Origin of the sequence: Xanthomonas maliensis, from assembly GCF_009192945.1 — a bacterium.
Classification (GTDB): Bacteria; Pseudomonadota; Gammaproteobacteria; order Xanthomonadales; family Xanthomonadaceae; genus Xanthomonas; species Xanthomonas maliensis.
Genome location: NZ_NSET01000004.1, coordinates 158487 through 178268, shown reverse-complemented (window position 1 = coordinate 178268; position 19782 = coordinate 158487). Strand labels below are relative to the sequence as shown.

Here is a 19782-nt window from a genome sequence, read left to right as displayed (position 1 = left end):
ACCGGCAGATGCGGCGAGCTCCTGGCAGCTGCCGGCGCCGACAACGGCTTGCGCTCGCTGCCCGCAGAACCGACACTGCGCGCCCGGCCGCCTTGTGCTTGCTGGCCGGCGCCTACAGGAGCGCGACACGTGAACCAGCAACTGCCCCCCGACCGTGGCCTGCTACCGGCCCGGATCCTGCTGTGCTATTCGGCCATCGCGCTGTTGATCATGCTGGTCTTCAGCTGGTCGATGCCACCCATCGATGCGTCCGGTTTCCGGCAGACGCAGACCGTCCTGTCGATCGACTGGATGCTGCGCGGCGGACCCTTCCTGTCTTATCTCACGCCAGTGCTCGGCGCGCCGTGGTCGATCCCGTTCGAGCTGCCGCTGTTCCAGTGGCTGGCTGCCTTGCTGTCCAAGGCCACCGGCATGAGTGCAGACAATAGCGGCCGTTTGTTGTCCACCTTGTTCCACCTGGCCTGCATCTGGATGAGTTATCGCATCACCCTGGTGCTGCGCCCCGACCGCGTGTTGGCACTGTGCATCGCCGGTGCGTTCGCGGTGTCGCCGCTGGCGCAGTTGTGGGGACGCTCGGTGATGATGGAATCCACCGCAGTGTTCTTCGGCCTGGTGTTTGTCTGGGCGATGGCACGGCTGTACGTGCAGCCGCGGGCCTGGCATGGCGTGGTCGCCGTTGCCGCCGCAGTATTGGCAGCCCTGATCAAGATCACCACCTTCTTCGGTTTTGCGGTCTTCACCGTCATGGCCCTGGCCTGGGTGGCGCTGCGCGAGCATGGCTGGCGTCCGCAGTGGTTGGTTGGGCACTGGAAGCTGCTGGGCTGGGGCGCGGTGGCGGCCGTGGCGGCGCTGGTGGCGCTGCTGCTCTGGCTGCACCATGCGGATCTCTTGAAGTCCCAGTCGGTACTGGGCCAACAGGTCACGTCCGACAGCCTGTCGGGCTTCAATTACGGCACCCTGCAGCAGCGCCTGGATCCGGCCGTCTGGTGGGGGACCATCTTCAAGAAGCGCTTCGCCGGACCGGTCGGTTCGAACTGGGTGTTCCTGATCATCCTCATCGCCGGCTTGTCGATCCGCCAGATCCGCGCGGCGGTGATAGTGCTATTGCTCGCCTATCTGGCGCCGATGCTGGCCTTCACCAATCTGCAGGTCGTGCATCCCTATTACCAGTTCGCGCAGGTGGTGTTCGCCACCTCGATCGTCGGCTTGGTGCTGTGGTGGGTGGTGCAGCGTGGCCAGGCGATCGGTAAACCCGGCCGCGGCGTGGCATTCGCGGTGTTCCTGTGCCTGCTGTCACTGGGCTCTGGCCTGGTGAGCTCGCTGAAGAACATGAAGGAAGCGCGTGCGCCGACGTCGATCTCGCAGATCGCCGAACAGATCCGTGCCGCGACCCCCGAGCAGGGCGTGGTGGTGGCTTTCGGCGATGACTGGTCCTCCGAGCTGCCGTATCGGTCCGGGCGCCGCGCGGTGATGATTGCCGACTGGGCGTCCGATCAGGCCTTGCAGTCGCTGGCCAGCACCGACACTGCGCTGGGTGGCCTGCCGCTGGCGGCGATGGTCGATTGCCCCAACAAGGTCGGCAGCACGCCGCAACGGGCGCAGTGGCACGCCGCGATCGTGCAGCGTTATTCCGCTGGCGCGCCGCCGCAGACGATCGGCGATTGCCGGTACTGGCTGCATCGGTAGTGCACGCCAGCGGCGTGGCCGGCGACGCGGTGTGCGCGTCGGCCAGGGCGCTCAGGGGCGGCGCATCAATGGCTGTCCTTGCCGGGCGGCCGCTGCCGCTCGACAGGGTGCGTAACCGCGGCAGCAGACCAGCAGACCGTGTTGTCGCTTGCGCTGAAAAAGGCCATCGGCGACGCCGATACGCATGGCGCGGCGGCACGGCGATCGCGAGCCGATGACGGTGCACATCGGTCCGCTCCGTCCCGAATCTCCCCTTTCCCATCCCACCGGTCTTACGCAGGTCCTGGGCCGTCAATGCGTGGCGGGTCGTCCTGATACAGCCGTGCCGGCCCGCCGAGCGCCGGGTCGCTGATGCCGGGCTTGCCGGTTTCCATGCGTCCGGCCAGACGCTGGCGCGCGCTGCCCTGGACCAGCCACAGGTCGTACCAGCCGCCAGTCGGTGCGGCGCTCCAGCGCTCACGGTGCTCGCTGCCGGCGGCGACGGTGATGCGCTTGCGCGGTTGCGCCTGTGTATAGGCGCCGGGTTCCAGCGTGACCTGCAGTGGGCGGTTGCCGGGATTGCGCAACGTCAGGCACAGCGCCTGCGCCTCGTCCGCGTCTTGCGTGATGTCGGCCAGCAGCGGCGCGGCATCCAGGTCGCCGCGATAATGGCGATGGAAGCCGTTGGGGCCGAGCAGCCACAGATCGTAGCGCCCGTCGTAGGTGGTCCAGATGCCGTCCAGCGCCGCGCCGGCAGCGATCGTGTAGCGGCGCGGGATTGCTGCCAGGTCGTAGCGGTCGTAGACGTGCAGCACGACCGCCGCACCGGCGTTGGTCATCTGCAACTGCACCGCGCCGCGCGTCTGCAGGTGCTGCAACTGCACCGTCGGGCGATAGGGCAAGGCACGTGCAGGGCGCACGCCAAACGCCTGCTGCGGCGGCTGCAACTGCGATGGCGTCGGCGGGACGGTGTGCTCGTGCAGCGCCGCCGCACGCGTCGCGGCGCTGCGCACATCCGGCAGTGCGGCGACGAACGTGCGTGCATCGGCCTGGCGGAAATCGAACGCATCGACCAGATCGCCGCAGACCGCGCGGCGCCATGGGGACACTCCGCTGGCGGCGACGCCGAAGCGACGTTCCAGCAACCGCAACACCGAGGTATGGTCGTAGACCTGCGAATCGACCCAGCCGCCGCGGCTCCATGGCGAGATCACGTACAACGGCACCCGTGGGCCCAGGCCGTAGGGGCAGCCGCGCCATTCCGGCAGGTCGGCCTTGTCGTCGCCCGGCGCCGGATGCACATGGTATTCGCCATCGGTCGGCACGCTGGAGGCACCAGCCCAGCCGTTTGCGGCTGCGGAATCGGGCGAAGGTGGTGCCGGTGGCGGCACGTGGTCGAAGAACCCATCGTTCTCGTCGAACATCAGCAACAGCGCCGTGCGCGCCCAGACCGCCGGATTGGCGGTGAGGGCGTCGAGCACGCGCGCGGTATAGGCCGCACCCTGCGCCGGGCTGGATGGATCCGGATGCTCGCTGCCGGCGGCGTCGGCGATGAGGAAGCTCACCGACGGAAGTCGCGCGGCCAGCACGTCCTCGCGCAGCTGCGCGAGGCTACGGCTGGAAACACCACGTTCGCGCAATTGCGGGTCGTGCCCGGGCGCACCGCGCCAGGCGGCACGAAACGGCGCGAAGCCGGCCAGCGGGTTGTCGGTGAAGTTGTCGCCCATGTCCTGGTAGATCTGCCAGGACACCCCGGCCTGCTGCAATGCCTCGACGTAGCTGGGCCAGCGATAGTCGTCCGGATGGCCGCCAAGCTCGGGGAAGTTGTCGTGCGAGTTGGCGATCACCGGGCCACCGGCGCGCGCCAGCGGATCGTTCTGCCCGGTCCACAGAAACACTCGGTTGGGATTGGTGCCGGCCTGGATCGCGCAGTGATAGGCGTCGCACACGGTGAAGGCTTCCGCCAGCGCGAACTGGAACCGCAGGTCGTCGCGGGTGTAGTGCGCCAGCGCGTGGTCGCGCTTGGCCGCCGGCCACTGGCCCATGCGGCCGTGATCCCAGGCTTGTTGCGCGTTGGGCCAGGTGTGCGGCGTGCCTTGGACACGCATGGTGGCAAAGTCGCGCGCCGTGTGCAGCGGGAACGGTGCCAGCATTCGGCTGCCGTCGGCGCTGGGTTGCAGCCAGACCGTGCGTGCCGGCGTCTCCGGCAGTGGCGGCGCCGGGATCGGGAAGCGATCGCCGAAGCCGCGCACACCCGCCAGGCTGCCGAAGTAATGGTCGAAGGCACGGTTCTCCTGCATCAGGATCACCACATGTTGCAGGTCGTCCAGCGTGCCGCTGCGCACGGCCGGGGCGATCGCGGCGGCGCGCGCGATGCTGGGGAGCAGGCTGGCAGCGCTGGATGCCAGGCCGGCCTGCAATAGGCGGCGGCGCGGAAGGTTGATCATGCGGTCACCTGAGGCTGGCTCGGTTGCGGGTCATCTTGCCGCGTTGGGAGCGGGGAAGGGCGCCATGTGCGGCGATGCCGGCGCGTGCTGCTTGCAGGCGATCTCCTGCACGCAGCGCTATCGGAGATCGGGCGGCCAGGTCCACCGCAGTACTGTCTGCGTGGCGCGAATGGCGTGCGCGGCCGTTGACCACGGCGTTGGCCGTGACCAACAACGCGCGCGCTATTAATCGCGACTGCAGATCGGACGGCGTTTCCATGGCAGCGCGGATGCGCGGAAAAGCGGTAGTGTGCTGCGCCTGCGTTGCGTCGGGATGACTGCCCCGTCGCGCTTCCACATGCCGAGGACGCGTGCAGGGATCCCTGCGTTTTCGTCAATGCGCTAGTCGGTACTGGCCCTGCGCGCGCTTCAGGAGCTGCGCCGCGGCGTCGGCGCTGGCGCCTGCTGGGTCTCCGGCATCAGTTCCAGCGCGGCTGGGGTGGTGCGCACCATCGGCCGGAAGGCGATCGGGTGTGGGCGGCGGCGCGTGAAGCGCAGCAGTCGGTGCAGGACGAACCCCGCCAACAACACCAGCATGCAGGCAAAGTACATCGGCAGCGCGAACGGACCAAATTTTTGCATTGCCCCACCCGCCAGCGCAGGGCCCAGTGCGGCGCCCACCCCATGCACCAGCAGCAGGCTGCTGGAGCCGGCCAGCAGGTCCTCGCGCGGCAGGTAGTCGAGCATGTGGGCGACGGCGAACGGATACAGCGAGAAGGCCAGGCCGCCATAGACGAATACCAAGGCGAACAGCAGCTGCAGGTTGCCCTGCACGACCGGCAGCGCGATCGCGATCGCAGTGGCCGCGGCCAGCACGCTGACCGCCACCAGCCCGATGCGCCGATCGTGGCCATCGCTGATCCGCCCGATCGGCCACTGCAGGGCCGCTCCGCCGACGATGGCGGTGAGCATGAACAATGCGACGCCATCGGCATCCAGGCCGATCCGGTCCGCATACACCGGCAGCAGGCCCCAGAACGCGCCCATCGCCAGACCCGACAAGCCGGCCGCGACGGTCGCCACCGGCGCCAGCGCATACAGTGCCTTCAGCCGTAGCCGCGAGACCTGCGGGACCTCCGGCGGGATCAGCCGCGTGGTGACCACCGGCATCACCGCCGCGCAGATCAGGATCGCCGTCAGCGTGAACATTGCCGGCGCGGCCGCATCGCCGGCCCGCAACAGCAACTGGCCCAATGCCAATGCCGATAGATTCACCGCCATGTAGACCGAAAACACCCGGCTGCGCCGACGTGCGTCCGGCTCGGCGTTCAACCAGCTTTCGATCACCGTGTACAGGCCGACCAGCGCCACGCCGGTCAGCAGCCGTAGCAGCCCCCAGCCCCAGGCGTCGAGCCAGATCGGATGCAGCAGCACCGCAATCGCCGCCAAGGCGGCGTAGAAGGCGAATGCGCGCACATGCCCGATCCGTCGGATCAGCGGCGGAGCGAAGAAGGTGCCGAGGAAAAAGCCGGCGAAGTAGCCGGACATGATCAGGCCGAGCGCGCGCGCGTCGAAGCCGATCTGGCTCCCGCGCACGGCGAGCAAGGTGCCCAGCAGCCCGCTGCCGGTCAGCAGCAGGCCGACGCCGAGCAATAGGGCGGTCAGCCGCAACACGGCTGCGGCCCTCGTGTGGGGAAAGGCGCGTCGGTCACCGGGCCAGTGTAACAGTCCCTCCGAACAGCGCCGAGGGGCAGGGGAGGCGCCGGCGCTGCTGCATTGATGCCAGCGCGCACCGTAGAATCTGCGGCCGCTCCATCCGCACCGCACCTACCGCACGATGCCTATCTACGCGTTCCAATGCTCCAGCTGTGGCCACGCCTTCGATCGCCTGCAGAAGATGGCCGATCCGGATCCGCAGCAATGCCCAACCTGCGCTGCCGTCGGCAGCGTCCGCCGCCAGGTCACTGCACCGGCCTTTCGCCTGTCCGGAAGCGGGTGGTACGAAACCGACTTCAAGTCCGCCGGCGAAAAGAAGAAGAACCTGGTCGACAGCGGCGCTGCTGCCGGCAGCGCACCTGCGGCGGATGCTGCCTCCGCCAAGCCGGCCGCAGCGACGTCGGCGAGCCCATCCGCCGCGTCCTGAGCAGGCCGACACTGCTGGACACTCCGGCGCCGTCGCTGGCGAACACGCGGTTAGCGAGTCTGCGCTGCGGCCACGTCGGCGCATGTTCGAGCAACCGCGCTTGCGCGCTCAGCGCGCCTCGAAGCGGGCGCGGCAGCCGTCGTTGACCCAGACCGTGGCGCGGCGACGGTCGTATCCCCAGGTGCGACCTTCTTCGCAGCGGGTGTCGGAGAGTTGGCGGGTCAGCACCGGATCGCCGTAGCGGCCGTCCCAGCCACAGGTGCGCAGCCGCCGGTCGTCGCTGCTGCAGGTGATCGCGTAGTCGTTCGCCGGGCGGCCGCCACCCCAGCCACCGTCCCAACCGCCACGGGCTTCGGCGAACTCGCCGCGGCAGCCATCGTCCACCCAGATGCGTCCCGGTGCCTGGCGCCAGTTGCGGCCCTCGACACAGCGGGTGTCCGAGAGCTGGCGCACCAGGGTGGCGCGACGCCAGCCGGTCTGGCAGACCGCCTGGCGCTGGTCGCGGCTTTCGCAGCGCACCGTGCCGGCGGCGGCCGGGCCGTCGTCGCGGTCCCAGCCGCCACCCCAGCCGCCGCGGGCCTCGACAAAGCGGCCCCGGCAGCCGTTGTCCACCCAGATCCGCCCACGCGCGCTGCCCCAGTTGCGTCCTTCGATGCATCGAGTGCCGGAAATGTTCTCCACCAGCACCGCGCGCCCGCGAAATGGGGTGTCGCACTCGCGGCGGCGATTGTCGTTGCTGGAACAGGTGATCGATGGCCCGTCCCAGCCGCGGTCCTGGGCGTGGGCATGGCGGCTGATCAGGAGGCCGGGCAGGGCCAGGCAGGCGGCAAAGAGCAAGGCTGTGCGCGACATGGTCTTGTCCTGCAACGAGAGGAGGTTGTGCCTATTCAGCCTAGCGCCGACTTAAGCGACCGTGACCGCCTGCGCATTTGCCCCGGCCGGCCGTGGGCCGCAGAATACCCGGCTCTCCGGCGCCGTCCTGCGCCGGTTTCCAGCGGAGCTTTCGATGCGTACCCACTTCTGCGGCCTGGTCGACGAGACCCTGATCGGCCAAACCGTCACCCTCGCCGGCTGGACCGACGTGGCCCGTAACCAGGGCGGCGTCTGTTTCATCGATCTGCGCGATCACGAAGGCATCGTGCAGGTGACGGTGGAAGTCGACAACGCCGAGGTGTTCGCGGTGGCCGCGTCGCTGGGCTACGAAGACGTGCTGCAGGTGGAAGGCGTGGTGCGTGCCCGCCACGCGGTCAACGACAAGATGCGCACTGGCAAGGTGGAAGTGATCGCCAGCCGTATCACCGTGTTGAACAAGGCCGCGCCGTTGCCGTTCCACGCGCACGAAAACCCGGGCGAGGACACCCGCCTGAAGTATCGCTATCTGGATCTGCGCCGCCCGGAGATGCAGCGCATGCAGCGCACCCGCATCAAGCTGGTACAGGCGCTGCGCCGCCATCTGGATGCGCGCGGCTTCCAGGACATCGAGACCCCGATCCTGACCAAGGCCACGCCGGAAGGCGCGCGCGATTTCCTGGTGCCGGCGCGCATGCATCCGGGCGAGTTCTACGCACTGCCGCAGAGCCCGCAGTTGTTCAAGCAGATCCTGATGGTGGCTGGCTTCGACCGCTACTACCAGATCGCCCGTTGCTTCCGCGACGAAGCCCTGCGTGCCGACCGCCAGCTGGAATTCACCCAGCTGGACATGGAGTTCGCCTTCGTGCGCGAGCGCGATGTGCAGGACTTCGTCGAGGAGATGATCCGCGCGATCTTCAAGGAAGTGGCCGAGGTCGAGCTGGACGCCAGCTTCCCGCGCATGACCTGGGCCGAGGCGATGCGTCGCTACGGCTCGGACAAGCCGGACCTGCGCATCGCCCTGGAGCTGGTCGACGTGGCCGACCTGGTCAAGGACAGCGAATTTGCGGTGTTCACCGGCCCGGCTAGCGATGCCGATGGTCGTGTCGCCGCACTGCGCATTCCCGGCGGCGCCAGCCTGTCGCGCAAGCAGATCGACGAATACGCCGCGCATGCCGCCAAGTACGGCGCCAAGGGCCTGGCTTACATCAAGATCGCCGACAACGGCGAGATCAGCTCGCCGATCCAGAAATTCTTCAGCGAGCCGGCCTTCGCTGCGCTGGTGGCCCACGTCGGTGCCGGCAATGGCGACCTGGTGTTCTTCGGCGCTGGCAGCTACACCAAGGTGTCCGACTTCATGGGCGCGCTGCGCTTGAAGGCCGGCAAGGACTTTGGCCTGGTCGCCGAGGGCTGGCGTCCGTTGTGGGTCACCGACTTCCCGATGTTCGAATGGGATGAGGAGGCGCAACGCTATGTCGCCCTGCATCACCCTTTCACCGCGCCGGCAGTGGACGACATCGCCGACCTGCGTGCCAATGCCAGGACCGCGGTCTCGCGCGGCTACGACATGGTGCTCAACGGCAACGAGATCGGTGGCGGTTCGATCCGTATCCATCGCCCGGACATGCAGAGCGCGGTGTTCGAGCTGCTCGGCATCGGTGCCGAGGAAGCGCGCGCCAAGTTCGGCTTCCTGCTCGATGCGCTGAACTACGGCGCACCCCCGCATGGCGGCATCGCCTTCGGGATCGACCGTATCGCCGCGCTGATGGCCGGCACCGAGTCGATCCGCGACGTGATTCCCTTCCCCAAGACCACCGGTGCGCAGGACCTGATGACCGATGCGCCGTCGCCAATTGCCGATGCGCAGCTGGCCGAAGTGCACGTGCAGGTCCGGCCGCAGGCCAAGTGATTCCCCATCCCTCCCAGCGGAGACAGCGACATGAGTGAGACCGATAACGACCAGGCCTTCGCCCTCGAGTGGGAGACGCTGGAAAATGAAGGGGCCACAGACACCATCACCACCCAGCGTGCGCGCGTCTTCGGCGGCTGGCTGGTGCGCGTCGGCGCCGGTGCCAACGCGCCGTTGACCTTCGTCCCCGATCCGGAAGGGCGCTGGGATGGCGAGGACTTCGGCGAGGACGACTACGAGTACGAGGACGATGAAGAGTCCGAAGACGAGGAGTCCGAGGACGAAGAAGAGGAAGAGGACGACGAGGCCGAAGAGGGCCGTTGAGCCATGCAGATCCGCCGCGCCACGTTGGACGATGCCGCGGCGGTCGCGCGGATCGCTACCGCCACCTTTACCGAGACCTTCGGTCATCTCTATCCCGAACAGGATCTGCGCGACTTCCTGATCGAGACCTTTTCGGTCGAGCGTGCGCAGATCGTGCTCGGCCATCCCAACTATGCGATCTGGTTGCTGGAGCATGAGGGCGTGGCCATTGGCCATGCCGCCGCCGGTCCCTGCGGCCTGCCGCATGCCGAGGTGCGTCCGGGCGATGGCGAACTGAAACGGCTCTACCTGCTCAAGCAATACCAGAGTTGCGGTTGGGGCAGCCGCCTGTTCGAGACGGCGTTGCAGTGGCTGGAGCGCGACGGCCCACGGACGCTATGGATCGGCGTGTGGTCGGAAAACTTCGGCGCCCAACGCTTCTATGCGCGCTATGGCTTCGTGCAGGTCGGCGAATACGATTTCCCGGTCGGCGCGACTGTCGATCGCGAATTCATCCTGCGGCGGGAGCCGCGCCTGTCGTCCCGCTGAGCGGTCACGTCGATGTCGTCTCCGCCTGTCGTGCCCCTGCGCGTGCTGGCGCCAGCCGACGCCGGCGGCAGCGCACTGGCCGATGTCCTGCTGGTGCATGGCATCTGGAATTCCCCGCTCTGGTTGCTGCCACTGGCACGTCGATTGCGGCAGGGGGGGTATCGGCCGGCGCTGTTCGGCTACGCCAGCGTCCTGGGCGGTCCCGCGCAGGCGGTGCCGCGGCTGATTGGCCGCCTGCGCGCGACCGGCGCGCAAGCGCTGGTCTGTCACAGCCTTGGCGGCTTGATTGCCGCACAAGCCCTGCGCAGTGCGCCGGAGCTGCCGGTGCGACGGGTGGTCTGCCTGGGAAGCCCGCTGGCCGGCAGCGGTGTGGCGCGTGGGTTGGCCAGACGCGGCCTGCCGTGGGCGATGGGTCGCAGTGCCGACTTGCTGCAGCAGGGCGTGGGGCACTGGGACGGCCCAGCCGAGATCGGCCAGGTCGCCGGCTGCGTCCCGCGCGGGCTGGGCCACTGGTTGGCTCCGCTTGGCGCGGTGTCGGACGGAACCGTGAGCCTGGGCGAAACGCAGCTGCCCGGCCTGCGCGACCATTGTGTGGTCCGCGCCAGCCACAGCGGCCTGTTGCTGTCGCCAGCCGCGGCGCGGCAGGCATTGGCCTTTCTGGGCAGCGGGCGATTCCAGCACTGAGGTGGCCGCCGCGTAAGGGGGCGCCAATCAGGTAAAATCCGCGCCCTGTCTTCAGCCAGTCTGGAATGCTCCATGGGTAGAGGCCCCTCGATCGAAGCCCGCAAGAACGCGTCCGACGCCAAGCGCGGCAAGATTTTCACCAAGATCATCCGCGAGATCAGCGTGGCCGCGCGCGCCGGCGGTGGCGATGCCGCCAACAATCCGCGCCTGCGCGTGGCGATGGACAAGGGATTGGCGTCCAACATGCCCAAGGACGTGATCGAGCGCGCCATCAAGAAGGCCACCGGCGAGCTGGAAGGCGTGGAGTACGAGGAAGTGCGCTACGAGGGCTATGCCCCCGGCGGCGTGGCAGTGATCGTCGACTGCCTGACCGACAATCGCGTGCGCACGGTGGCCGATGTTCGCCATGCTTTTAGCAAATGCGGCGGCAACATGGGAACCGATGGCTCGGTGTCCTTCATGTTCAAGCGCCTGGGCGTGTTCAGTTATGCCGCCGGTGCCGACGAAGATGCGGTGACCGAGGCGGCGATCGACGCCGGCGCCGACGACGTGGTGGTGTATCCGGAAGACGGCGCCATCGACGTGCTGACCGCACCGGAAAGCTTCGCCCAGGTACGCGACGCGCTGACGGCCGCCGGCCTGGTGCCGGCGCACGCCGAGATCACGTTCCGTGCCGAAAACGATATCGCCGTCGATGGCGACACTGCCGTGCAGGTGCGCAAGCTGCTGGACATGCTCGAAGACCTCGACGACGTGCAGGACGTGTATTCCAACGTCGACCAGGCCGCGCTGGGCGCGGGGGCGTAGGCGCGCGATGCCTCCCAACGGGACCCGGGACGCGGGGCCGGGGTCCCGGACGCGCGTTGGCAGCCGTCGGGTCGTCGCCGAGCTGGCGGTTGCCAGCCCCTCATCGCAGGTTCCCGCTCCCGGTGTGATTCGCATCCTCGGCATCGACCCGGGATCGCAGCGCACCGGCATCGGGATCATCGATGTGGATGCTGGCGGGCGCAGTCGTCATGTGTATCACGCGCCCTTGCTGCTGCTGGGCGAGGGCGATTTCGCCCAGCGCCTGAAGCGTTTGCTGCATGGGTTGTCGGAGGTGATCGAGACCTACCGGCCGCAGGAAGTGGCGATCGAGAAGGTGTTCGTCGGCAAGAGTGCCGACTCGGCGCTCAAGCTCGGCCAGGCGCGCGGCGCGGCGATCTGCGCGGCAGTGTTGCGCGATCTGGCCGTCCACGAGTATGCGGCGACCGAGATCAAGCTGGCCCTGGTCGGTCGCGGCGGCGCGGACAAGGGGCAGGTCCAGCATATGGTCGGGCTCATGCTCCAGTTGCAAGGCAAGCTGCAGGCCGACGCCGCCGATGCGCTGGCGGTGGCCATCACCCACGCCCATGTGCGCGCCACGGCGCAGCGATTGGGCGTCAATCCTCAACAGGCGTGGAGCCGGAAATGAGCATGAAGATGTCGGGAAAGGCCGGGACTGGGGACGCGGGACCCGGGACGCGACCAGCATCGAGCGATGAAGCTCCGGCGAGCATCGCCTTTACGAGTCCCGGGTCCCGGGTCCCGGGTCCCGGAGCTTCCGCATGATCGGCCGTCTGCGCGGGATCCTCGCCTATAAGCAGCCGCCGTGGCTGGTGATCGATGTCGGTGGGGTCGGCTATGAGCTGGAGGCGCCGATGAGCACCTTCTACGATCTGCCCGATGTCGGTCGCGACGTCATCCTGTTCACCCATTACGCCCAGAAGGAAGACAGCGTGGCGCTGTACGGCTTCCTGCGCGAAGGCGAACGACGGCTGTTTCGCGACGTGCAGAAGGTCAGTGGCATCGGTGCCAAGATCGCCCTGGCCGTGTTGTCGGGGGTCAGCGTCGACGAGTTCGCCCGCCTGATCACCGCCGGCGACATCACCGCGCTGACGCGTATTCCCGGCATCGGCAAGAAGACTGCCGAGCGTATGGTGGTGGAGCTGCGCGATCGTGCGGCCGATTTCAGCAGCGGCGCGCCGATCACAGGCCAGCTCGGTCCGGACGCGGTGTCCGAGGCCACCGTCGCCCTGCAGCAGCTGGGCTACAAACCCGCCGAGGCGGCGCGCATGGCGCGCGATGCGGGGGCCGAGGGGGACGACGTCGCCACGGTGATCCGCAAGGCCTTGCAGGCCGCGCTGCGCTGACCGCCCGGTCGGCCCGGCTACCCGCTTTCTTCACGTTCTGGCGCTACTCTTCCCTCCATGTCCAGCTCCTCCAGTTCCGCCGCCCGCCCGGGCAGCCACGATCCGCATGCCAAGACGGGCTTTGGGGTGATGCTGACCGCCATCGGCGTCGTCTTCGGCGACATCGGCACCAGTCCGCTGTACACGCTCAAGGAAGCGTTCTCGCCGCATTACGGGCTGACCCCGGACCACGACACCGTGCTGGGCATCCTGTCGCTGGTGTTCTGGGCATTGATGCTGGTGGTCACGGTCAAGTACGTCACCGTGATCATGCGCGCCGACAACGATGGCGAGGGCGGCATCATGGCGCTGACCGCGCTGGCGCAGCGCACTCTGCCGGGCGGCTCGCGCTCGATGTACGTGGTCGGCATCCTCGGCATTTTCGGCGCGTCGCTGTTCTTCGGCGATGGCGTGATCACCCCGGCCATCTCGGTGCTGTCGGCGGTGGAAGGCCTGGAGGTGGCCGCGCCCAGGCTGGAGCCGTTCGTGGTGCCGATCACTCTGGTGGTGCTGGGCATCCTGTTCATGGCTCAGCGCTTCGGCACCGAGCGGGTGGGCAAGGCGTTCGGGCCGATCACCCTGGTCTGGTTCGTGGCACTGGGCGCGATCGGCATCTACAACATGACGCGCGCGCCGGAAGTGCTGCATGCGCTGAACCCCTGGTGGGGCGTGCGCTTCTTTGCAGAACACAACTGGCATGCGGTGTTCGTGCTTGGCGCAGTGGTGCTGGCGGTCACCGGCGGCGAAGCGCTGTACGCGGACATGGGCCATTTCGGCGCCAGGGCGATCCGCCGCTCGTGGCAGTTCGTGGTGTTGCCGATGCTGACCCTGACCTACCTCGGGCAGGGTGCGCTGGTGCTGCGCGACCCGGCCGCGGTCAGCAACCCGTTCTACGAGGCGGTGCCGGAGTGGGCGCTGTACCCAATGATCGTGCTGGCCACCGCGGCCACGGTGATCGCCTCGCAGGCGCTGATCACCGGCGCCTACTCGGTGGCCAGCCAGGCGATGCAACTGGGCTACATCCCGCGCATGCACATCCGCCACACCTCGCATTCCACCATCGGCCAGATCTACGTGCCCGCAGTGAACTGGTGCCTGCTGGCGCTGGTGGTGGTGGCAGTGATCGGCTTCGGCGACTCCACCTCGCTGGCCACCGCCTACGGCGTCTCGGTGACCGGCACCATGCTGATCACCACCGTGCTGATGGTCATCTACGCGCGCGCCAACCCGCGCGTGCCCAGGGCGGCGCTGTGGCTGTTCGCGCTGGTGTTCCTGGCGGTGGACTGCGCGTTCTTCTACGCCAACATCATCAAGTTCCTGGACGGCGCCTGGTTCCCGCTGCTGCTGGGCCTGATCCTGTTCACCCTGATGCGCACCTGGCGCCGCGGCCGCAAGCTGCTGCACGACGAGATCCGCAAGGACGGCATCAAGCTCGACACCTTCCTGCCCGGGCTGATGCTGGCGCCGCCGGTGCGCGTGCCCGGCACCGCGGTGTTCCTGACCGCCGACCCGATGGTGGTGCCGCATGCGCTGATGCACAACCTCAAACACAACAAGGTGCTGCACGAGCGCAACGTGTTCCTGACCGTGGAGACCCTGCAGGTACCGTACGCCTCGGCCAAGCAGCGGCTGAAGATGGACGCCATCGGCGACGAGTTCTACCGGGTGATCGTGCGCTTCGGCTTCATGGAGACCCCGGACGTGCCGCTGGCGCTGATGCGCTCCTGCGACCAGGGCGGGATCTATTTCGACCCGATGGGTACCACCTATTTCGCCAGCCGCGAGACCATCGTCGCCAGTGCCAATCGCGGCATGCCGATCTGGCGCGACAAGCTGTTTGCGCTGATGCATCGCAACGCTGCCCCGGCGACCGGATTTTTCCGCATCCCCGGCAATCGCCTGGTCGAACTGGGCGCGCAAGTCGAGATCTGACCATGGCCGATCTCAAGTGGATGGTCTATGGAAGCGGGCCGTCCCTGGAGACGCTGTGGGATGAAGGGCTGAATCTGGGCCGAGAGCCGGCCACGGCTACAGCGATCGCGGCGGCCGAGCAGCGCCTCGGGGTGCGGCTGCCGGCGTGGTTGCGGCAGTTGTATGCGCGCTACGACGGCGGCGCGGTACAGATGGCGCGCGGGCGCTCGCTGGATCGCCCGGATGCCTGGCTGAAGGCCGAGTGGTTGATTCCGCGCGCGCGCCTGCTCGGGGCTGCCGGCCTGTTTTCCTTTGCCGAGGTGCGGGCGCGCGAGGAGTATCGCGACGACGCCTACGCCGGCCTGGCCGTCAGTGACGACGATCGCCTGCTGATCGTCATTGCCGCCGACGACCGCGCCCCTGGCCGCGCGCTGTGTCTGGATTACCCATCCCCCGACGCCGAGCCCGGCCTCGTGTACGTCGACGCGCACAGCAAACGACGCCTGATCGCATTCGAGAGCGTGGATGCGCTGCTGTCGCAATTGGTCGACGTCGTGTATTGGTCGCCCGCGTTGCAGGCCAGGCACGATGGCGACGTGTTGGAGTGGCAGCCGCAGCCACCGGCGTTGGCAACCTTCTGGAGTGGCCCCGGGCACTGGAATGCGGCAGGCGCGCCGGCGGACCAGCAGGCCTTGTCCGCTGCCGAAGCGCGGCTGGGCGTACGCCTGCCTGCGCTGTTCAAACGTCTCTACGGCGTACAGGACGGCGGCGATACCCAGTGGTGCTGGGTGCCGCGCACCCGTTTTCCGTCCGACCGTTACGTGGACTGGGACTGTGTGCTGGTGGATCGTCATCTGCTGCCCTTGGCGCAGGTCGGGAGCGTGCTGGACATGGCCGCCGCCTTCGAAGATCCAGACGACTTCAATGGGGTAGCCTGCCTGCATGCCGGTCTGGAGCAGGTGCTGGTGCTGTCGGCCCACAACGTCGATTGCCTGTTGTGCCTGGACTACCGCGCGCGCGGTCCGCAGCATGAGCCGGAGGTGGTGTACATCGAACGCTGGGAGGGGCTGGTGCCGACCTGGCGGGCGCCGAGCTTCGACGCGTTCTTCGGTCTGCTGCGGCAGGCCGAACTCGACACCTGAGCGTAGGTGCGGTGCTGTGCCCGCCGCACGCGGCATGCGATGATGGGCGGATGACCGAACAGCGCATCATTGCCGCTGGCGCGACCCGCGAGGACGACACCGCGGATGCCAGCATCCGTCCACGGCGCCTGGCTGACTATCTCGGCCAGCAGCCGGTGCGCGAGCAGATGGAGATCTACATCCAGGCCGCCAAGGCGCGTGGCGAGGCGATGGATCACCTGCTGATCTTCGGGCCGCCCGGGCTGGGCAAGACCACGTTGAGCCACGTGATCGCCAACGAGCTGGGGGTCAGCCTGCGGGTCACCTCCGGACCGGTGATCGAGAAGGCCGGCGATCTGGCCGCGCTGCTGACCAATCTACAGCCGCACGACGTGCTGTTCATCGATGAGATCCACCGCCTCTCGCCGGTCGTGGAGGAAGTGCTGTACCCAGCGATGGAAGACTTTCAGATCGACATCATGATCGGCGACGGGCCGGCCGCGCGTTCGATCAAGATCGACCTGCCGCCGTTTACCCTGATCGGCGCCACCACCCGCGCCGGACTGTTGACGGCGCCGCTGCGCGACCGTTTCGGCATCGTGCAGCGGTTGGAGTTCTACTCGCCGGCCGAGCTGACCCGGATCGTCAGTCGCTCGGCGGTCATCCTGGGCATCGATTGCACTGCCGACGGCGCCGCCGAGATCGCGCGCCGGGCCCGCGGCACGCCCCGCATCGCCAACCGCCTGCTGCGACGTGTGCGCGACTTCGCGCAGGTCAAGGCGGCCGGGCGGATCGACCTGGCGGTGGCGCAGGCCGCCATGCAGATGCTCAATGTCGATCCGGAGGGCTTCGACGAGCTCGACCGCAGGATGCTGCGCACCATCGTCGAGCATTTCGATGGCGGCCCGGTCGGTGTGGAATCGCTGGCGGCCTCGCTGTCGGAAGAGCGCGGCACGCTGGAGGACGTCATCGAGCCCTACCTGATCCAGCAGGGCTTCCTGATCCGTACCGCACGCGGGCGCATGGCCACGCAGAAGGCCTATCTGCATCTGGGCCTGAAGCCGCCGCGCGAGCGCGGAATGGCCATGGGCGAGCCAGGAGACCTGTTTTGACTTCGACAGACCGCCCCGCCGCGCCCGCGGCGATCGCCGGATCGCAGGCGCGCTTGCCTGACGAGCCCCATGCCTCGGGTCCAGGAACCCGTTCACTATTCAGTTGGCCGACACGCGTCTATTGGGAAGATACCGACGCCGGTGGGGTGGTCTACCACGCGCGTTACGTCGCCTTCCTGGAGCGGGCGCGGACCGAGTGGATGCGGGCATTGGGCTACGGGCAGGAGCGCATGCGGCAGCAACACGCGCTGGTGTTCGCGGTCCGCTCCATGCAAATGGAGTTTCTCAAGCCAGCCCGGTTGGACGATGCATTGGCGGTGTCTGCGGAGTTGGTGAGGTGCAAGCGGGCCAGCCTGGTATTCGCTCAGTCCATCCGCTGCGAGGGCGCGGTGCTGCTGACCGCCGAGGTGCGGGTCGCCGCGCTCGGGGCCGGCGACTTCCGACCCCGCGGCATGGACGACGCGCTGTATGACGTTTTGAAAGCTCAAGAAACCCCAGAATCCGAATACTGAGGAACAAACGGATGTCGATCGCATTGCTCCTGGCCCTGCAGGACACGGTAGTGGAAGCACTGCCGCAGGATGTCACCGCCGCAGCGGCGCAGACCGCCAGCGTGGCGCACAACAGCGGCATCAACTATGCCGAGCTGATCCTGCGCGCCAGCATCCCGGTGAAGATCATCGTGCTGCTGTTGCTGCTGGGGTCGTTCATCAGCTGGGTGATCATTTTCCGCAAGGCGCGTGCCTTCAAGCAGGCCAACCGCGAAGCGGACGAGTTCGAGAACCGCTTCTGGTCCGGTGCCGATCTGTCCAAGCTGTATGCCTCTGCGACCGATCGCAACCGCACCGTCGGCGGCCTGGAGGCGATGTTCGAAAGCGGCTTTCGCGAGTTTTCCCGTCTGCGCGATCGTCGCCGCCTGGACTCCCGTATCCAGCTGGAAGGCGCCCAGCGCGCAATGCGTACCACCTTCACCCGCGAGGTCGACCAGCTCGAGCGCAATCTCGAACTGCTCGCCAACATCGGCTCGACCGCGCCGTACGTGGGCCTGGTCGGCACGGTGTTCGGCATCATGGTCACCATGCACGACATGATCAGCAGCGGCGAGCAGGCCGGTATCGCCTCGGTCGCACCGGGTATTTCCGAAGCCCTGTTCGCCACCGCCATCGGCTTGTTCGTGGCGATCCCGGCCGTGTGGGCCTACAACCGCTTCACCACGCGGGTCGAGCGGCTGTCGGTGCGCTACGAGACCTTCGCCGACGAGTTCAGCTCGATCCTTCAGCGCCAGGCCGGCGCCGAGGAGTGAGCGGCATCCGTCGTCACGGCGCGCCTCGGCAGATCCACGGATCTGCCGATCGCCGCCTGGCTCGCAACAGCCCGCACCGGCAGGTGCGGGGATCCAACTGGAACGTTCCGCGATGATCTCCGGTATTTCCCGCCGCAAGAAGCGCAAACTCAAATCCGACATCAACGTCGTGCCGTATATCGACGTGATGCTGGTCTTGTTGATCATCTTCATGGTCACCGCGCCGCTGCTGACCCTCAGCACCGATGTCACGCTGCCCAGCTCGCGCGCCAAGGCGCTGGAGAGCAAGCAAGACCCGATCGTGGTGGTGGTGGCCGCCGATGGCGCGCTGGCGCTGCAGCTGCCCAAGGGCAAGCCGCAGGCGATGGACGTGCCGACCCTGCAGGCGCAGCTGTCGGCGATCGTCGCGCAGGACAAGGATGCGCGCGTGGTGGTGGCCGGCGACCGCGCCGCGCCCTACCAGAAGATCATGGACGCCATCGATGCGCTCAAGCAGGCCAAGGTCGAAAAGGTTGGCCTGATTTCCGACTCCGGCGGTACCGCAAGCAGCAATGCACGCTGATACGCTTCCCTCGCAGCGGGCGCAGGACGAGGGCTGGTTCCGCCCGGTCTTGCTCGCCCTGGTCGTGCACGTGCTGGTCGCGCTGGTCTTCATCGCCGGCTGGCTGTGGTCGCCGAAACGCTCGGTCGAGCCGGCTGCCGGCGATCCGAGCATGGAGGCATCCCTGGACGTCTCCGCCGCCGAGGCGCGGGTTGCACAGCAGGCCCTGAAGGCCACGCCGGTCAGTCAACCGCCGCCACCGGCGCCGCTGCCCGAGCCAGCGCCGGAAGACACCGTGCCGCCACCGCAGCCGATCCCCGAACCGCGACCGCAAGACGCACCGACGCCGCAGCAGTCGCAGGCGCAGGAGCGCGTGGCGCAGCCGGACAAGGTCGACCAGGATCAGGTCGACGCGTTGGCGGTGTCGGCCGAGAAGGCCAAGCAGGAGCAGGAAGCCAAGCGGCGGCAGGAACAGATCGATCTCACCGAGCGCAAACGGCAGGAAGAGGCCGAGCAGAAACTGCGCCTGGCCAAGCAGCAGGAAGAGGAAGACGCCAAGAAGAAGCAGGCGGCCGCCGCGCAGCAGCAGGCCGAGCAGGCCGAGCGCGAAAAGAAGATCGCCGAGATCCGTCGCCAGCGCGAGCAGGCCGACAAGGACGCCAAGCTGGCCGAGCAGAAATTGCGTCAGCTGGCTGCCGCGCGCGCTCAGCAGGCCTCGGCGGCCGCGGCCAGCAGCGCGCAGCCGACCGCGGGGCAGGGGGGCACGAATACCGATCTATCGGCCAAGTATGCCGCCGCGATCCAGCAAAAGGTGCTGGCGCAGTGGGTGCGTCCGCCGTCGGTGCCGATCGGCCAGAAGTGCACGATCAACATCCGCCAGCTGCCGGGCGGCAGCGTCATGGAAGCCAAGGTGGCGCCGGGTTGCCCATACGACGAGGCCGGCCAGCGCTCGATCGAAGCGGCCGTCCTCAGTGCCCAGCCGCTGCCATACCGTGGCTTCGAGGCGGTGTTCCAGCGCAACCTGACGTTCGTGTTCACTGCCCAGGATCAGTGATG

General features: G+C 67.9%; 19 protein-coding genes. 16 read left to right on the top strand and 3 right to left on the bottom strand.

Features of this window, described 5'->3' with window-relative positions; translation table 11 throughout:
* Nucleotides 1-129 precede the first annotated feature (129 nt).
* Nucleotides 130-1686: a glycosyltransferase family 39 protein gene (locus CKY51_RS01410; RefSeq protein ID WP_022973812.1), complete on the top strand. Its 1557-nt coding sequence runs from the start codon at nt 130-132 to the stop codon at nt 1684-1686.
* Nucleotides 1687-1958: 272 nt separating this feature from the next.
* On the opposite strand, the gene CKY51_RS01405 is transcribed toward CKY51_RS01410, so the two are convergent.
* Together CKY51_RS01405 and CKY51_RS01400 are read right to left on the bottom strand one after the other, a co-directional pair.
* On the bottom strand, nt 1959-4112 hold the full coding sequence (locus tag CKY51_RS01405; protein WP_022973813.1) for a phosphocholine-specific phospholipase C: 2154 nt from the start codon (nt 4110-4112) through the stop codon (nt 1959-1961).
* 408 nt (nt 4113-4520) lie between these two features.
* On the bottom strand, nt 4521-5765 hold the full coding sequence (locus CKY51_RS01400; protein ID WP_022973814.1) for an MFS transporter: 1245 nt from the start codon (nt 5763-5765) through the stop codon (nt 4521-4523).
* Nucleotides 5766-5928: 163 nt separating this feature from the next.
* Between CKY51_RS01400 and CKY51_RS01395 the strand changes: the two genes are divergently transcribed.
* Entirely contained in the window at nt 5929-6234 is a 306-nt protein-coding gene (locus tag CKY51_RS01395) for an FmdB family zinc ribbon protein (protein ID WP_022973815.1), read from the top strand.
* A gap of 108 nt (nt 6235-6342) precedes the next feature.
* On the opposite strand, the gene CKY51_RS01390 is transcribed toward CKY51_RS01395, so the two are convergent.
* Nucleotides 6343-7086 carry a DUF3011 domain-containing protein gene (locus CKY51_RS01390; protein WP_152248767.1) on the bottom strand — a complete coding sequence of 248 codons (744 nt, stop codon included), beginning with the start codon at nt 7084-7086 and terminating at the stop codon, nt 6343-6345.
* A 154-nt stretch (nt 7087-7240) separates the two neighbouring features.
* Between CKY51_RS01390 and aspS the strand changes: the two genes are divergently transcribed.
* The 14 genes from aspS (at nt 7241) to tolA (ending at nt 19780) form a co-directional block, all read left to right on the top strand.
* Complete coding sequence (gene aspS, locus CKY51_RS01385) at nt 7241-8992, top strand: aspartate--tRNA ligase (RefSeq protein ID WP_022973818.1); 1752 nt, start codon at nt 7241-7243, stop codon at nt 8990-8992.
* 30 nt (nt 8993-9022) lie between these two features.
* Nucleotides 9023-9316 (top strand): hypothetical protein, encoded by a 294-nt coding sequence (locus CKY51_RS22565; RefSeq protein ID WP_022973819.1) that lies wholly within the window; start codon nt 9023-9025, stop codon nt 9314-9316.
* Between the two features lie 3 nt (nt 9317-9319).
* Nucleotides 9320-9844, top strand: coding sequence for a GNAT family N-acetyltransferase (locus tag CKY51_RS01375; protein WP_022973820.1), 525 nt, complete (start codon nt 9320-9322; stop codon nt 9842-9844).
* A gap of 12 nt (nt 9845-9856) precedes the next feature.
* Nucleotides 9857-10528 (top strand): esterase/lipase family protein, encoded by a 672-nt coding sequence (locus CKY51_RS01370; protein WP_031340540.1) that lies wholly within the window; start codon nt 9857-9859, stop codon nt 10526-10528.
* 72 nt (nt 10529-10600) lie between these two features.
* Nucleotides 10601-11335: a YebC/PmpR family DNA-binding transcriptional regulator gene (locus tag CKY51_RS01365; RefSeq protein WP_022973822.1), complete on the top strand. Its 735-nt coding sequence runs from the start codon at nt 10601-10603 to the stop codon at nt 11333-11335.
* 124 nt (nt 11336-11459) lie between these two features.
* Nucleotides 11460-11981 (top strand): crossover junction endodeoxyribonuclease RuvC, encoded by a 522-nt coding sequence (gene ruvC / locus CKY51_RS01360; protein WP_022973823.1) that lies wholly within the window; start codon nt 11460-11462, stop codon nt 11979-11981.
* A gap of 133 nt (nt 11982-12114) precedes the next feature.
* Entirely contained in the window at nt 12115-12699 is a 585-nt protein-coding gene (gene ruvA, locus CKY51_RS01355) for a Holliday junction branch migration protein RuvA (RefSeq protein WP_022973824.1), read from the top strand.
* 57 nt (nt 12700-12756) lie between these two features.
* Nucleotides 12757-14670, top strand: coding sequence for a potassium transporter Kup (locus CKY51_RS01350; protein ID WP_022973825.1), 1914 nt, complete (start codon nt 12757-12759; stop codon nt 14668-14670).
* A gap of 2 nt (nt 14671-14672) precedes the next feature.
* Nucleotides 14673-15791, top strand: a complete 1119-nt coding sequence (locus CKY51_RS01345; RefSeq protein WP_022973826.1) for an SMI1/KNR4 family protein — start codon at nt 14673-14675, stop codon at nt 15789-15791.
* Nucleotides 15792-15841: 50 nt separating this feature from the next.
* On the top strand, nt 15842-16882 hold the full coding sequence (ruvB, locus tag CKY51_RS01340) for a Holliday junction branch migration DNA helicase RuvB (protein ID WP_022973827.1): 1041 nt from the start codon (nt 15842-15844) through the stop codon (nt 16880-16882).
* A 53-nt stretch (nt 16883-16935) separates the two neighbouring features.
* Entirely contained in the window at nt 16936-17394 is a 459-nt protein-coding gene (gene ybgC, locus CKY51_RS01335) for a tol-pal system-associated acyl-CoA thioesterase (protein WP_031340542.1), read from the top strand.
* 11 nt (nt 17395-17405) lie between these two features.
* Nucleotides 17406-18185 (top strand): protein TolQ, encoded by a 780-nt coding sequence (tolQ, locus tag CKY51_RS01330; protein ID WP_022973829.1) that lies wholly within the window; start codon nt 17406-17408, stop codon nt 18183-18185.
* A gap of 112 nt (nt 18186-18297) precedes the next feature.
* Nucleotides 18298-18747, top strand: a complete 450-nt coding sequence (tolR, locus tag CKY51_RS01325) for a protein TolR (RefSeq protein ID WP_022973830.1) — start codon at nt 18298-18300, stop codon at nt 18745-18747.
* Nucleotides 18737-19780, top strand: coding sequence for a cell envelope integrity protein TolA (gene tolA / locus CKY51_RS01320; protein WP_022973831.1), 1044 nt, complete (start codon nt 18737-18739; stop codon nt 19778-19780). The genes tolR and tolA overlap by 11 nt, the downstream gene beginning before the upstream one ends.
* Nucleotides 19781-19782: the final 2 nt, after the last annotated feature.

Coding starts and splice junctions, on each gene's coding strand:
- CKY51_RS01395 (WP_022973815.1), top strand. CDS start 5,929: ATGCCTATCTACGCGTTCCAATGCTCCAGCTGTGGCCACGCCTTCGAT.
- ruvB (WP_022973827.1), top strand. CDS start 15,842: ATGACCGAACAGCGCATCATTGCCGCTGGCGCGACCCGCGAGGACGAC.
- CKY51_RS01370 (WP_031340540.1), top strand. CDS start 9,857: ATGTCGTCTCCGCCTGTCGTGCCCCTGCGCGTGCTGGCGCCAGCCGAC.
- CKY51_RS22565 (WP_022973819.1), top strand. CDS start 9,023: ATGAGTGAGACCGATAACGACCAGGCCTTCGCCCTCGAGTGGGAGACG.
- tolQ (WP_022973829.1), top strand. CDS start 17,406: ATGTCGATCGCATTGCTCCTGGCCCTGCAGGACACGGTAGTGGAAGCA.
- CKY51_RS01390 (WP_152248767.1), bottom strand. CDS start 7,086: ATGTCGCGCACAGCCTTGCTCTTTGCCGCCTGCCTGGCCCTGCCCGGC.
- CKY51_RS01375 (WP_022973820.1), top strand. CDS start 9,320: ATGCAGATCCGCCGCGCCACGTTGGACGATGCCGCGGCGGTCGCGCGG.
- tolA (WP_022973831.1), top strand. CDS start 18,737: ATGCACGCTGATACGCTTCCCTCGCAGCGGGCGCAGGACGAGGGCTGG.
- CKY51_RS01345 (WP_022973826.1), top strand. CDS start 14,673: ATGGCCGATCTCAAGTGGATGGTCTATGGAAGCGGGCCGTCCCTGGAG.
- tolR (WP_022973830.1), top strand. CDS start 18,298: ATGATCTCCGGTATTTCCCGCCGCAAGAAGCGCAAACTCAAATCCGAC.
- aspS (WP_022973818.1), top strand. CDS start 7,241: ATGCGTACCCACTTCTGCGGCCTGGTCGACGAGACCCTGATCGGCCAA.
- CKY51_RS01405 (WP_022973813.1), bottom strand. CDS start 4,112: ATGATCAACCTTCCGCGCCGCCGCCTATTGCAGGCCGGCCTGGCATCC.
- CKY51_RS01365 (WP_022973822.1), top strand. CDS start 10,601: ATGGGTAGAGGCCCCTCGATCGAAGCCCGCAAGAACGCGTCCGACGCC.
- CKY51_RS01350 (WP_022973825.1), top strand. CDS start 12,757: ATGTCCAGCTCCTCCAGTTCCGCCGCCCGCCCGGGCAGCCACGATCCG.
- ruvA (WP_022973824.1), top strand. CDS start 12,115: ATGATCGGCCGTCTGCGCGGGATCCTCGCCTATAAGCAGCCGCCGTGG.